The organism is Pseudomonas sp. DF11 (genome assembly GCF_058148565.1).
This window is the reverse complement of the sequence record NZ_JBYVYN010000003.1, coordinates 449353-463605: the sequence shown is the minus strand read 5'-3', so window position 1 is coordinate 463605 and position 14253 is coordinate 449353. Positions and strand designations below refer to the sequence as shown.

Sequence of the window (14253 nt, the reverse complement as noted above, 5' to 3'; positions counted from 1 at the left end):
AGCGAGCCTGCTCGCGATGAGGCCTTTGGATCAGACCCTGAACTGATTGATCAACCGCCGCTGCTGCTCCGCCAGTTTGGTCAGCCCGGCGCTGGCCGCGCTGGACTCGTCGGCACCGCTGGCCACTTCGTTCGCCACTTGCCCGATGTTGATCACGTTGCGGTTGATATCATCGGCCACCGCGCTTTGCTCCTCGGCAGCGCTGGCGATCTGGGTATTCATGTCGTTGATCACCGACACGGCCTGGGTGATCGTCTCCAGGGCCTGGGCCGCTTTCGCCGCATGCTGCACGCTTTCATCGGTACGGTGCTGGCTGTCTTCCATCACGCGCACCACGTCCCGGGTGCCTTGTTGCAACTGCTGGATCATCGCCTGGATTTCTTCGGTCGCCTGCTGCGTCTTCTGTGCCAGGTTGCGCACTTCATCGGCGACCACCGCGAAGCCACGGCCCTGTTCACCGGCCCGTGCGGCTTCGATGGCGGCGTTGAGGGCCAGCAGGTTGGTCTGCTCGGCAATCCCGCGGATGGCGGTGAGGATCGCGTTGATGTTCTCGCTGTCCTTGGCCAGGGTCTGTACCACACCCACCGCTTTGCCGATTTCCACGGCCAGGGCACCGATGGAGCTGGAGGTGTCCCGCACGATCTGCATGCCCTGGTTGGCGGCCTGGTCTGCATGACTGGCGGCCTGGGCGGCTTGGGTCGCGTTGCGGGCCACGTCCTGGGCGGTGGCAGTCATTTCTTGCACGGCAGTGGCGACCTGATCGATCTCCGACATTTGCTTGTGCACGCCTTGGTTGGTGCGGATCGCGATATCGGCGGTGTGCTCCGATGAATCGCTGACGCTCTGCACCGAAGTCACTACCTGAGTGATCATGCCCTGCAATTTGCTCAGGAACGTGTTGAAACCCCTGGCGATCGCTCCCAGTTCATCGGCGCGGTCGCTGACCAGGCGCCGGGTCAGGTCGCCTTCGCCCTGGGCGATGTCATCGAGCATCGCTACCATTTGCTTGAGTGGCCGGGCAATGCCGTGGCCCACCAGCCAGATCACCAGCAGACCGATGCCGGCAATCACCAGGCCCACCACCGCCATGCCGAAGATATCGGACTGGTGCTGATGGTCGAGGTCTTTTTGCAGGGCTTGCAGGTCGGCCATGACCGCATTCAGCGGCAGTTGCAGCATCAACGTCCAGCGGGCGTCGGTCTCACCGATGCCGAACGGCATGTACACCTCGATATGCCCGTGTTCTTCATCGATGTCGTAGCGCATTTCGCCGACGCCCAGCTTGGCCAGGTTATCCAGTTCGCTGGCATCGAGCAGGTCGCTGGCCTTTTCCCCGAGTTTGCTCGGGTCCTTGGTGAAGGCCACCAGTCGGTTGTTGCTCGAGAGCAAGGCCATTTCCCCGGCGCCGTCGTACAGCTTGCCGTCGGCGGCCACGAGCATGTCCTGGATGAAGTTCACCGACAGGTCGGCACCGACGATGCCCTGGAACTTGCCATCGATCATGATCGGTTCGATGAACGAGGCGAGCATGGTCATCGTGTTGCCAACGCGATAGGGCGCCGGGTCGATCACGCAGGCTTTCTTGCTGTCCTGGGAGCACAGGTAGTATTCACTGGCGCGGATGCCGGTGGAGAGCAGTTTCTGATCGGCCACGTCGGCGAGTTTTTCCAGGCCCAGGGAGCCGTCCTGGTTACGAAACCACCACGGCAGGAAACGCCCGTTGGTTTCCATGCCCACCACCTTACTGTTCACATAATTGGCGTCGTCGTGGTCGATGGCGTTCGGTTCCCAGGCAATGTAGGCGCCGAGGACCTTCGGGTTGCGCACCACGGTTTCGCGCAACAGGTTGATCATTTGCTCGCGGGGTACCTTCAGTTGCGGGTTGCCGTCCGCGCCGTTCATGCCCATCAAGGCGTTGCTGGTGGCCAGGCCACGGGCGAGCAAAAGCGGTGCTTCCAGTTCCCGCTGGATCAGGCTGGCCTGGGTGTGGGCCAGGGCGCTGAGACGTCGTTCGATGAGATGTTCGAACTGCGCCTTGGTCCGCTGTTGCACCATCTCTTGGGTGCGCGCGCCGGCAAACAGCGCGTACAGCACAAGAGCCCCCACCACGCTGAGCACGATGGCTCCGGCCAGGGCGGCAACGGAAAACTGGATCGATCTGAATTTCATAGAGGCTCCGGGCGCGGAATGAGGTCTGGAGTCTTTATCGGCGTTTGCGCGCCTTGGCATGAGGCGCTGTTTGTCGGGTGACTGTTTTAGCTGCGTGGGTGTCGCAAATGGACAGGGTGGGCTCTGTCCGAAAAACCTGTAATCGCGCGTTGTGTATCTGGCGCCGATACAAATCAAGGCCTAGGATACGCCCACGTTTCCAGGGAGCTTCTTTTACATGAACAAGACATTGATGGTGAGTGCTCTGAGCGCGGCTCTGCTGCTCGCCGGTTGCCAGTCGGTCAATACCACCAGCGGCGGAGCCGTGGGCGTGGAACGCAAGCAGTACATGTTCAGCATGCTGTCGACCGAGCAGGTCAACCAGATGTACGCCCAGTCCTATCAAAAGACGATGGGTGAGGCGAGCGCCCAGGGCGCGCTGGACAAGACCAGCAATGATGCCAAGCGCATCCAGGTCATTGCCGACCGCTTGATCGCCCAGGCACCGGTGTTCCGCCCGGATTCGGCGCAGTGGAACTGGGAAGTGAACCTGATCAAGAGCGATGAGCTCAACGCCAATTGCGGTCCTGGTGGCAAGATCATGTTCTACACCGGCCTGATCGACCAATTGAAGCTCACCGACGCTGAAATCGCCGCGATCATGGGCCATGAAATCGCCCACGCCCTGCGCGAGCACGGGCGCGAAGCGATGTCCAAGGCCTACGGCATCGAGATGGCCAAGCAGGGCGCTGGCGCCTTGTTCGGCCTGGGCCAGGACAGCCTGGCATTGGCCGACACCGTCGCCAACTATGGCATGACCTTGCCCAACAGCCGTAGCAACGAGAACGAAGCCGACCTGATCGGCCTCGAACTGGCCGCTCGCGCCGGCTACGACCCGAACGCGGCGATCACCTTGTGGAACAAGATGGCCAAGGCCTCGGAAGGCGCGCCGCCGGAGTTCATGAGTACCCACCCTTCGTCGGGCAGCCGTATCGCTTCGTTGCAGGCGGCGATTCCGAAGGTGATGCCGCTGTATCAACAGGCCAGGAAGTAAGCTTCATCCTGCGGTGAGGCGACAGGCCTCATCGCGAGCAGGCTCGCTCCCACAAGGGATTTGCAGTGTTCCATATTTTTGTGAACACCCGCGGCCAATGTGGGAGCGAGCCTGCTCGCGATGAACGATAACGCGGTATCCGATCAAACCCACCCACTGCTCTGCATCGCCTTGTACACCGCCACGATCGCCAGGACGAAGAATGCCAAGGCGGCCAGGCGGCGGATCAGGGTCAGGGGGAGTTTCTCAGCGGCGAAATTGCCGGCCAGGACCACCGGCACGTTGGCAATCAACATGCCCACGGTGGTACCGATGATCACCAACCACAACTCCGGGTATTGCGCGGCGAGCATCACCGTGGCGATCTGTGTCTTGTCGCCGATTTCCGCGAGGAAGAACGCAATCAGCGTGGTCAGGAACGGTCCGAACTTGCGGGCCGTGTTCGCTTCTTCATCGTCCAGCTTGTCCGGGACCAGGGTCCACAGTGCCGTGGCCGTGAAGCTGGCCGCCAATATCCAGTGCAAGACCGCGTCGGAGAAAAAACCGCTGACCCAGGCCCCCACCGCGCCGGCAGCCGCGTGGTTGGCGAGCGTCGCGGCCACGATGCCGGCGATGATCGGCCAGGGTTTGCGAAAGCGAGCCGCCAGGATGAGCGCGAGCAATTGCGTCTTGTCGCCGATTTCGGCCAGCGCAACGATAGCGGTAGGTACGAGGAGTGAGTCCAGCATCAGGAATTCCTAAAGGGGCGGGTCGACACGGCTATGACACGTACAGCCTTCCCGCCCCGGGTAAGGTGTGCGTGTCATAGGTCTTGTCAAACCCAGCGACCATCTGCGTGGACGCTTGGGCCGCATACGCCATGGTCTGCTGACCAAGTATGTTGACGTATGCCGGGCGAGCATGGCGCTCGCGGGAGACTACTCCCCTAGGACGGAGCGGATTCTGCCTAGGCAAATCCGATTGAGCAAGTGCTGTTTCCTAAAAAAACTCAACCGCGCTTGGCCCGGTAGATGCGAAAGCCCTGGCCTTCGGCCTTGATCGCACACACGCCCAAATGCTCTTCGATCAACGGCTGGTACTTGAGGAAGCTGTTGGCAACCAGCCGAAGTTCGCCGCCGTTTTTCAGATGTTTGGCCGCTTTTCGCAGCAGGTTCTCCGTAGCGTGGTAATCGGTGTGCACGCCGACATGGAACGGCGGGTTGCTCAGGATCGCGCTCAAGCCCATCGGCGCGGCGTCGATGCCATCGCCGGTCAGCACGTCGGCTTCCAGGCCATTGGCAGCCAGGGTCAGGCGACTGCTGGCGGCGGCGAAAGCGTCCACATCCAACAGGGTGACGGTGTTGTGCGGATAGCGCCGCTTGACCGCCGCTCCCAGCACGCCGGCACCGCAGCCGAAGTCGAGCAAATGCCCGCTGGGCAGTTTATCCAGGTGCTCCAACAGCAGCGCACTGCCGCGATCCAGGCGACCGTGGCTGAACACCCCCGGCAGGCTGATGACCTTCAGCGGGCCTTCGGCCAGGGGCAGCTCGTAGGTATGGGCCAGGCTTTCCAGAGGCTTGGCCTCGGGCGCGTTGGCGACCGTGACTTGCCACAGTTGGCAGTGCCGCGCGCTGTCGAGCTTGCGTGGCTTGCCGAACGGGTTGAGCTGCTTGGACGCACCTTCGATGCCGCTGCGCTTTTCCCCCACCAGATACACCTCGCGACCAGCCAGGCGCGCCGCCACGGCATTGAGGATGTAGTCGGTCAGGTCCTTGGCCTTGGGCAGGAACACCACGGCCGTGTCGAACCCAGACTCGGGCACGTTCACGCCAAAGTGGCTGCGCTCTGGGAAACGGGCGTCCAGCGCTGCCTGGTCACCGGCATGCCAGCACCAGCCGTGGGCCTCTGGCAAACGGCCGAGCAGATCGTCGGCGGGCAGGCCGGCCAACAGCACCGAACCCTGGAATAACTCGGCCTGACGAAGCAGTACTTCACTGCGCGGATCCATGGTCTGCTCCTTGAAAAAAAGTGCGGCAGTTTATCAACTGACGACACGCCGCGCTGTACCGCTGAAAAAGCCTTGGGCGTTTTCGCTCATTTGGCCGACGATCCGTTGCCGCGCCTCGCGGCTGCCCCAGGCGTTGTGCGGTGTGACGATCAACCGTGGAATATCGCCGGCCAGCAGCGGGTTGCCTTGGACTGGCGGCTCCACGCTGAGCACGTCGGTGGCGGCGCCGCCCAAGTGACCGCTGCGCAGCGCCTCGGCCAGGGCCTGTTCATCGATCAGGCCGCCACGGGCGGTATTGACCACGAACGCACCCGGCTTGAGCAGCGCCAGCTCACGGGCGCCGATGAAGTTCCGGGTGTGTTCGTTGAGCGGGCAATGCAGGGTCAGGGCATCGACTTGCGGCAACAATTGCTCCAATGGCAAACGGTCGGGGCGGGCCGGGCGCCCGGGGATCTGCCCCAGCACCACGCGCATGCCAAAGGCTTCGGCCAGCCGCCCGACGGCGCTGCCCAGTTCTCCATGGCCCAGCAAGCCCAGGGTCTTGCCTGCCAGTTCGACAATCGGATAGTCCAGCAGGCAGAACTGCGAAGCCTGCTGCCAGCGACCTTCGCCCACCGCTTTTTGGTAGTCGGCCAGGCGCGTCGCCAGGTTCAGCAACAGCATGATCGTGTGCTGGGCCACCGACGGTGTGCCGTAGCCCTGGCAGTTGCACACCGTGATGCCGTGTTGGCGCGCGGCTGCCAGATCGACATTGTTGGTGCCGGTGGCGCTGATCAGGATCAGCTTCAGCCCGGGGCTGGCCGCCATGGCCTGCGCATCGATCACGACCTTGTTAGTGATCGCCACGGTGGCGCCCTTGAGCCGCTCGATGACCTGATCCGGGGTGGTCCGGGCGAACAGTTGCAGGTCGCTGAAGCAACTGCGCAGCGGGTCCAGGTCGAGGTCGCCGAGATCCAGGGAAGGGTGGTCGAGGAAAACTGCGCGGGCGGTGTTCGTCATCAGCTGTACCTTTTATCTCAAGAATCGAAGGCGTAATGTGGCGAGCCTATCAGATGCGTTACAGCCATGGCTTGGCCCGAATGTTGGGGCCTATGAAGAACTTTGTGGCGAGGGGATTTATCCCCGCTGGGCTGCGAAGCAGCCCTGAAACCTGGACGCTCGGTGCGTCGGGCAAAAATCATGTCTGAAGTTTGTTGGACTGCTTCGCCGCCCAACGGGGATAAATCCCCTCGCCACAGATTCACTTGCCACACAGTTGATGTTTGTTTTGAGATTGCGTTAGCCAAGGAGCTCCACCATGTACCTCACCGAATTCCTCACCGTCGCCCTGATCCACCTGCTGGCCGTTGCCAGCCCCGGGCCGGATTTTGCCGTGGTGGTGCGTGAAAGCGTGACCCATGGCCGGCGCGCCGGGACCTGGACGGCGCTGGGTGTCGGCACGGCGATTTTCCTGCATGTGGGCTATTCGTTGCTGGGCATCGGCCTGATCGTGTCGCAATCGATCGTGCTGTTCAACGCGCTGAAATGGGCCGCCGCCGCGTACCTGCTGTACATCGGCTTCAAGGCACTGCGGGCGCAACCGGCCAAGCCCACCGAGGAAAACCTGCACAAGGACGTCGGTGAACGTACCGCTCGCGGCGCGTTCACCTCGGGCTTTGTTACCAATGGCCTGAACCCCAAGGCGACGCTGTTTTTCCTGTCGCTGTTCACTGTGGTGATCAACCCCCATACGCCGTTGGCGATCCAGGCCGGTTACGGTGTGTACCTGGCGGTCGCCACGGCCGTCTGGTTCTGCCTGGTGGCGCTGCTGTTCAGCCAGCAACGGGTGCGCGCCGGTTTCGCGCGCATGGGCCACTGGTTCGACCGGACCATGGGCGCGGTGCTCGTGGCTATCGGGGTGAAGCTGGCGTTTACCGAGGCGCACTGACTGTTGCGGTCTTTCCTTTGATCGCACCCACGCGGATGTGGGGCGATCAATGCCGTTGGCGGACGTAATCCAGAAAAGCGTCGATGTTGTCACTGCATAGCAGGGGGGACACCGCCTTGACCTCTTCCATCGGCCATTCCCACCAGGCCGACTCAAGCAGGGCCTGACGCACCGGCTCGTCGAAACGCCAGCGAATGAACCGACATGGATTGCCGCCCACCATGGCGTAAGGCTCGACATCGCGTGTCACCACCGCGCCGGCCGCGACCACGGCGCCATGGCCGATGGTCACGCCCGACAGAATCATCGCTTCAGCGCAGATCCAGCAATCGCTGCCAATCACCACGTTGCCCTTGGTCGGGTTGCTGCCGGGAATGTCCCGGGCTTCGTCGATCATCAGCGGGAATGGAAACGTGCTGACCCAGTCGGTGCGATGCCCACCGCCCAACAGGATCTTCACCCCTTCGGCGATCGACGTATAGGAACCGACCTTGAGGACCGTGTCGTCGCCGAACTCCATCACCTCGGGAATGCCATACGTGCCTACCCCAACCTGGTATTTCGGATAGCGCAGGCGGATTTTTTCCGGCGCTCGTTCGAGTTTTTCCAGGCGCTTGAGGTGCTTTCGTACTTTGCGCTCCTTGAGTTTCTGCAAGAACTTCATGAGCGGAACCTTGCCATCGGCAATCGCAAGACCAGCCGCTTGAGGCGCTTGAAACTGGTTTTGTTCCAGTGGCGCCAGGGGATGCTGCGCAACAGTTGCCAGGCCTCTTTGCGGTCTTCGACCACAGCGTACTTCAGCGCTTTGTGCACCAGTACCGTGCGGGCCGACTCGTAGGCGGGGTGGTCCCGATAGGGCTCGATGGTCTGCAGGTCCGTCTTGAGCATCAAGCGGTATTTCCTCGACAGGTTATTGGGGTGGCGCCGATAGCGTGTGACGCAGATCGGTAGTTCATGGATTTGATAACCCCGGTGGGCGATCCGCAGGGTGATCTGGAAATCCTGGACCCTTAGCTGCGGATCATAAAAACCGGCGTCCCGCAGGGCGCTCATGCGGTACAGGGCCGCGGGCGCGCCTATGACGGTGGCGTTGCGCAGCAGTTCATCGAAGGTGTAGACCCGGATGTGGTCGCGCTGTTGCTCCTTGATGGTCCGGCCTTCGCTGTCCATGTAGATGACCAGCGCGCCGACACAGCCCACCTGCGGATGCTCGTCCAGGTATTGGGCGCGGACCCGGATCGAATGGGGCAGCATCACATCGTCAAGGTCCGGGGTGGCGACATAAGTGCCCTTGGCATACTTCAGCCCATGGTTGAGTGCCGCACTGACGCCCTGGTTCTCCTGGGCGTAGAGTTGGAAATCGTAGGTCTGCTGCAACTGCCGGAGCCTGGCGAGGCTGTTGTCGGTGGAGCCATCGTCGACCACGATGACCTCAACGTTCCGGTAATCCTGGGCAAAGAGGCTGTGGAATGCTTCTTCCAGGTATTTTCCGGCGTTGTAGCAAGGGGCCACGATCGACACAAGCGGCGCACCTTGAGGCGCGGTGGCCTGGGAGGAGGTCAGTTCGGTGTTCATTATTTTCTGTCAAAAAGTGGTGGCATGCTGGAAACCTGCCAGGGCATTCCCCACAGGCTTTTGTAACAAGCGTGATACCTATGCTCGCTGTTGGATCCCGATCTGACAAGGTTTGGTTGCGCACTGCTTGCGAAACCTGGGTGTTAGATGGCTCAAGGCTAGTATTTGCGCACGGATCAAATCATTCCTTTGGCTGATTTGATCCGTGTATAAGCGCTCTAGAGTGCTTACTTCCAGCCAAGACCGTGCAGTCAGAAAAGGGACTCTTATGTTGCAGACTCGCGTTATTCCTCCAGCCGAAGGCGCTTATCAATACCCGCTGCTGATCAAGCGGCTGCTGATGTCCGGCACGCGTTACGAGAAAACCCGCGAGATCATCTACCGTGACCAATTGCGCTACAGCTATCCGACGCTGATCGAACGGGTCGCACGGCTGGCCAATGTGCTGACCGAAGCCGGGGTCAAGGCCGGTGATACCGTGGCGGTGATGGACTGGGACAGCCATCGTTACCTGGAATGCATGTTCGCGATCCCGATGATCGGCGCGGTGATCCACACCATCAACGTGCGCCTGTCACCGGAGCAGATCCTCTACACCATGAACCACGCCGAGGACCGCTTCGTGCTGGTCAACAGCGAGTTCGTCGGCTTGTACCAGGCGATTGCCGGGCAGCTGACCACGGTGGACAAGACCCTGCTGCTGACCGACCTGCCGGAAAAAACCGCCGACCTGCCGAACCTGGTGGGTGAATACGAGCAACTGCTCGCCGCTGCCAGCCCTGTCTACGACTTCCAGGATTTCGACGAAAACTCCGTCGCGACCACGTTCTACACCACCGGCACCACGGGCAACCCCAAGGGCGTGTATTTCACCCATCGGCAACTGGTGCTGCATACCATGGGCGTGGCGACCATCATGGGGTCCATCGACAGCGTGCGGTTGCTGGGTACCAACGACGTGTACATGCCCATCACGCCGATGTTCCATGTCCACGCCTGGGGCCTGCCGTACGTGGCGACCATGCTCGGGCTCAAGCAGGTCTACCCGGGTCGCTACGATCCCGAATTCCTGGTCCAGCTGTGGCGCAAGGAAAAGGTCACCTTTTCCCATTGCGTGCCGACCATCCTGCAAATGGTCCTCAATGCCAAGGGCGCCCAGGACACCGATTTCGGCGGCTGGAAAATCGTCATCGGTGGCAGCGCCCTGAACCGCAGCCTGTACGAAGCGGCCAAGGCCCGGGGTATTCAGCTCACCGCCGCCTATGGCATGTCGGAAACCGGCCCGCTGGTGTCCTGCGCCCACCTCAACGACGAGTTGATGGCCGGCAGCGAGGACGAACGCACCACCTATCGGATCAAGGCCGGCGTGCCGGGGCCGTTGGTGGAAGCGGCGATCGTCGACACCGAGGGCCGCTTCCTGCCGGCCGATGGCGAGACCCAGGGCGAGCTGGTGCTGCGCGCGCCGTGGCTCACCGAGGGCTATTTCAACGAGCCGCAGAAGGGCGCCGAGCTCTGGGCCGGCGGCTGGCTGCACACCGGCGACGTTGCCACCCTGGACAACATGGGCTTCATCGACATCCGCGATCGCATCAAGGACGTGATCAAGACCGGCGGTGAATGGATCTCCTCGCTGGACCTTGAGGACCTCATCAGCCGTCACGTGGCGGTACGCGAAGTAGCAGTGGTCGGCATTCCCGATCCACAGTGGGGCGAGCGGCCGTTTGCCTTGCTGGTGATTCGCGAAGGGCATCAGATCGGGGCTCGTGAGCTCAAGGAACACCTCAAGCCGTTCGTCGAGCTGGGGCACCTGAGCAAGTGGGCGATCCCGAGCCAGATCGCCCTTGTTACTGAAATTCCCAAGACCAGCGTCGGCAAGCTCGACAAGAAGCGCATCCGCGTCGACATCACCGAATGGCAGAGCAACAACAGCACCTTCCTGTCCACGCTTTAGGCCTTTTTGCCGTGCCCGAAAGGGCACGGCAGCCCCACCAAGCAAGCGCTTGCCTTGTCAAACCGCAAATTTCAGCCATCCTTGCCGTGCCGGCATCTGTCGGCCTGGCGAAAGGACTGTTCCAGAGTGGTCGAGGGCTGCAAATCACACTTTAGAGGGATCAAGCCGTACTACCTGCTGGCTATAGTCCGCTCACGGATTCTCAAGAACGGGGCGCACGCACGAAAGGGCGATGCGACCTTGATGGATGTCGGGACGCTGCCGCTCCCAGCCATCGAGGTGTTCTCGAAATGTCCACTGCCATAACAATAATGCACATGGAGTAGCGTCGATGACCTCAGCAACCACGTTCTGGCGCCGGGCAAAACTGCCTCTGGCGGTCAGTCTCGCCTCTTCGCTCGCCGGGCCTGCATTCGGCGTCAGTTTCAACATCGGTGAAATCGAGGGCCAGTTCGACTCGTCCCTGTCGGTCGGCGCGAGCTGGTCCACGGCCAAGGCCAACAAGGACCTGATCGGTGTCAACAACGGCGGCAAGGGCCTGTCGCAGACCTCCGATGACGGTCACTTGAACTTCAAGCGAGGGGAAACCTTCTCGAAGATCTTCAAGGGCATCCATGACCTGGAACTGAAGTACGGCGATACCGGCGTGTTCGTGCGCGGCAAGTACTGGTACGACTTCGAACTCAAGGACGAACACCGCCTGTACAAGGACATCAGCGACAGCAACCGCAAGGAAGGCGCCAAGTCCTCCGGCGGGCAGATTCTCGATGCATTCGTCTACCACAACTATTCCATCGCCGATCAGCCGGGCTCGGTCCGCCTGGGCAAGCAGGTGGTCAGTTGGGGTGAAAGCACCTTCATCCAGGGCGGTATCAACTCCATCAACCCGGTCGACGTGTCCGCGTTCCGTCGCCCTGGTGCCGAGATCAAGGAAGGCCTGATCCCGGTCAACATGTTCTACGTCTCCCAGAGCCTGACCGACAACCTGTCGGCCGAGGCGTTCTACCAGATTGAATGGGACCAGACCGTGGTGGATAACTGCGGTACGTTCTTCTCCCAGCCGGATGTGATTGCCGATGGGTGTACCGATAACCTGCGGGTGCTGAACAAGCGTTCGTCCGTTCCACTGCCGGGCGTCATTCTTCCAATATTGGAAGGCCAGGGTGTCGATATCAACGAAGAAGGCGTGCTGGTACGCCGTGGCCCGGACCGCGATGCCCGCGACAGCGGCCAGTGGGGCGCATCGTTGAAGTACATGTTCGAACCGCTGGACACCGAGTTCGGTGCCTACTTCATGAACTACCACAGCCGTGCGCCGATTTTCAGTGCCCAGGGGGCTGCGCAGCAGTTCTATACCGCAGGGCCAATCGCGGCACTGCGTCCTCTGATCGTGGCAGGTAACTCCAACTACTTCGTCGAATACCCGGAAGATATCCGTCTCTATGGCTTGAGTTTCTCCACGACACTGCCTACCGGCACGGCGTGGAGCGGTGAGATCAGCTATCGCCCGAATGCGCCGGTGCAACTGAGCACCACCGACATTCTCTTCGCCGGTGTGACGCCGCTCCCCGGATTTGGCAATGCATCGGTGCTCCAGGGCACGCCCGGCCAAGACCTGCATGGCTATCGTCGTAAAGAGATCACTCAGTTCCAGACCACATTCACACACTTCCTGGACCAGGTCATGGGCGCCAGCCGCCTGACCCTGGTGGGTGAAATCGGGGTGACCCATGTCGGTGGCCTGGAAAGCAAATCCGACGCTCGCTACGGCCGCGACCCAGTGTTCGGGCCGGGCGAACTGCCCAACGGTTTCTGTAACTCGCTCAATACCTCTACGGCGTCGGGTGGCGGCCAGACCATCAACGACGTGAACAGCAACTGCAACAACGACGGCTTCACCACCTCCACATCCTGGGGCTACCGTGCGCGCGCCATCTGGGAATACCCGGACGTCTTCGCCGGTGTGAACCTCAAGCCCAACGTGGCCTGGTCCCATGACGTCAAAGGCTACTCGCCAGGCCCTGGCGGAAACTTCGAAGAAGGCCGCAAAGCCGTCAGCCTCGGGCTGGATGCTGAGTACCAGAACACCTACAACGCCAGCCTGGCCTACACCAACTTCTTTGGTGGCGACTTCAGTACCGTGGACGATCGTGACTTCCTGGCGCTCAGCGTCGGCGTGACCTTCTAAGCACCGAATTTCAGGACGAGACACTATGAAAATAACAAAGAATCTGTTGCAGGTCGGTGTTCTGGGGCTATCCCTGCTGGCTGCCAGCGTCATGGCGGCAGTGCCTGCGGCCGAGGCCGATAAACTGGGCAAGAGCCTGACACCGATGGGCGCCGAGATGGCCGGCAATGCCGACGGCTCGATCTCGGCCTGGAAACCCATGGCCAAGAACGCCGGCGCCGTGGACAGCAAGGGTTTCCTTGCCGACCCATTCCCGACGGAAAAACCGCTGTTCACCATCACCGCGCAGAACGTCGAGCAGTACAAGGACAAGCTCGCCCCGGGCCAGTACGCGATGTTCAAGCGCTACCCGGAAACCTTCAAGATGCCGGTCTACCCGACCCATCGTGGCGCCACCGTGCCGGATGAGGTGTTCGCCTCCATCAAGAAAAACGCGGTCAACACCAAGCTGGTTTCCGGCGGCAACGGCCTGGAGAACTTCGAGACGGCCGTGCCGTTCCCGATTCCCCAGAGCGGTGTGGAAGTCATCTGGAACCACATCACCCGCTATCGTGGCGGCAGCGTGACACGCCTGGTCACCCAGGCCACCCCGCAGCCCAACGGTTCGTACAGCCTGGTGTACTTCCGTGACCAATTCGTGTTCCGCGACAAGATGAAGGATTTCGATCCAACCAACCCTGGCAACATCCTGTTCTACTTCAAGCAGCAAGTAACCGCGCCGGCGCGCCTGGCCGGTGGCGTGCTGCTGGTGCACGAAACCCTCGACCAAGTGAAGGAGCCGCGTTCGGCGTGGGTCTACAACGCTGGTCAGCGCCGCGTGCGCCGTGCCCCGCAAGTGTCCTATGACGGCCCGGGTACGGCCGCCGACGGCCTGCGTACCTCCGACAACCTGGACATGTACAACGGCGCACCGGATCGCTACGACTGGAAGCTGGAAGGCAAGAAAGAGATGTACATCGCTGCCAACAGCTACAGGATCGATTCGCCGCAACTCAAGTACGCCGACATCATCAAGGCCGGCCACATCAACCAGGACCTGACCCGCTACGAGCTGCGGCGTGTCTGGCACGTGATCGCGACCCTGAAGGAGGGCCAGCGCCATATCTACGCCAAGCGTGACTTCTACATCGACGAAGATACCTGGCAAGCCGCAGTGATCGACCACTACGACGGTCGTGGCCAGCTGTGGCGCGTGGCCGAGGCCCATGCCGAGAACTACTACGACAAGCAAGTGCCGTGGTACGCCCTGGAAACCCTCTACGACCTGCAGTCCGGCCGCTACCTGGCGCTGGGCATGAAGAACGAAGAGAAATCGGCCTACGACTTCGGCTTCACCGCCACCACCGCCGACTTCACCCCGAACGCACTGCGCCAGGACGGCATCCGCTAAACCGCTGCACCCGAGGCCGCATCCTCGAAACAA

11 protein-coding genes, 1 pseudogene and 1 riboswitch are annotated in these 14253 nt (G+C 61.5%); of the genes and pseudogenes, 5 read left to right on the top strand and 7 right to left on the bottom strand.

Translation table 11 applies throughout. From position 1 onward, the window contains the following. Positions 1–30 precede the first annotated feature (30 nt). A complete protein-coding gene (locus tag AC30D9_RS12560; protein WP_373459259.1) occupies positions 31–774 on the bottom strand; it encodes a methyl-accepting chemotaxis protein in 744 nt (247 codons plus the stop codon). Positions 775–888: 114 nt separating this feature from the next. Continuing rightward, positions 889–1089 (bottom strand): annotated as a pseudogene (locus AC30D9_RS12555) (HAMP domain-containing protein); the annotation flags it as partial. Between the two features lie 1297 nt (positions 1090–2386). Here AC30D9_RS12555 and AC30D9_RS12550 point away from each other — a divergent pair. Next, positions 2387–3202: a M48 family metallopeptidase gene (locus tag AC30D9_RS12550; RefSeq protein WP_134922860.1), complete on the top strand. Its 816-nt coding sequence runs from the start codon at positions 2387–2389 to the stop codon at positions 3200–3202. 143 nt (positions 3203–3345) lie between these two features. Here the strand turns inward: AC30D9_RS12550 and AC30D9_RS12545 are convergent, their stop codons facing one another. The 3 genes from AC30D9_RS12545 to AC30D9_RS12535 all read right to left on the bottom strand — a co-directional run bounded on the left by AC30D9_RS12545 (position 3346) and on the right by AC30D9_RS12535 (position 6188). Continuing rightward, entirely contained in the window at positions 3346–3930 is a 585-nt protein-coding gene (locus AC30D9_RS12545; protein WP_307576157.1) for a TMEM165/GDT1 family protein, read from the bottom strand. An 88-nt stretch (positions 3931–4018) separates the two neighbouring features. Next, positions 4019–4141, bottom strand: a riboswitch (yybP-ykoY riboswitch). A 49-nt stretch (positions 4142–4190) separates the two neighbouring features. Further along, entirely contained in the window at positions 4191–5189 is a 999-nt protein-coding gene (locus AC30D9_RS12540) for a methyltransferase (protein WP_490144131.1), read from the bottom strand. 33 nt (positions 5190–5222) lie between these two features. Then, positions 5223–6188: a 2-hydroxyacid dehydrogenase gene (locus tag AC30D9_RS12535; protein ID WP_490144130.1), complete on the bottom strand. Its 966-nt coding sequence runs from the start codon at positions 6186–6188 to the stop codon at positions 5223–5225. A 298-nt stretch (positions 6189–6486) separates the two neighbouring features. Between AC30D9_RS12535 and AC30D9_RS12530 the strand changes: the two genes are divergently transcribed. Further along, a complete protein-coding gene (locus AC30D9_RS12530) occupies positions 6487–7116 on the top strand; it encodes a LysE family translocator (protein ID WP_134922864.1) in 630 nt (209 codons plus the stop codon). A gap of 46 nt (positions 7117–7162) precedes the next feature. Here AC30D9_RS12530 and AC30D9_RS12525 read toward each other — a convergent pair whose 3' ends face one another. Then, a complete protein-coding gene (locus AC30D9_RS12525; protein WP_134922865.1) occupies positions 7163–7780 on the bottom strand; it encodes a CatB-related O-acetyltransferase in 618 nt (205 codons plus the stop codon). Next, positions 7777–8691: a glycosyltransferase family 2 protein gene (locus tag AC30D9_RS12520; RefSeq protein ID WP_134922866.1), complete on the bottom strand. Its 915-nt coding sequence runs from the start codon at positions 8689–8691 to the stop codon at positions 7777–7779. Before AC30D9_RS12520 ends, AC30D9_RS12525 begins: the two co-directional genes overlap by 4 nt. Before the next feature lie 268 nt (positions 8692–8959). On the opposite strand from AC30D9_RS12520, the gene AC30D9_RS12515 reads away from it, so the two are divergent. From AC30D9_RS12515 to AC30D9_RS12505, 3 genes are all read left to right on the top strand, one after another. Beyond that, the gene (locus tag AC30D9_RS12515; RefSeq protein ID WP_307576151.1) at positions 8960–10642 is read left to right on the top strand and encodes a fatty acid--CoA ligase; all 1683 of its coding nucleotides are present in this window, start codon (positions 8960–8962) and stop codon (positions 10640–10642) included. 331 nt (positions 10643–10973) lie between these two features. After that, entirely contained in the window at positions 10974–12830 is a 1857-nt protein-coding gene (locus AC30D9_RS12510; protein ID WP_134922868.1) for a DUF1302 domain-containing protein, read from the top strand. Between the two features lie 25 nt (positions 12831–12855). Beyond that, the gene (locus AC30D9_RS12505; protein WP_307576149.1) at positions 12856–14220 is read left to right on the top strand and encodes a DUF1329 domain-containing protein; all 1365 of its coding nucleotides are present in this window, start codon (positions 12856–12858) and stop codon (positions 14218–14220) included. The last annotated feature ends 33 nt before the right edge of the window (positions 14221–14253 follow it).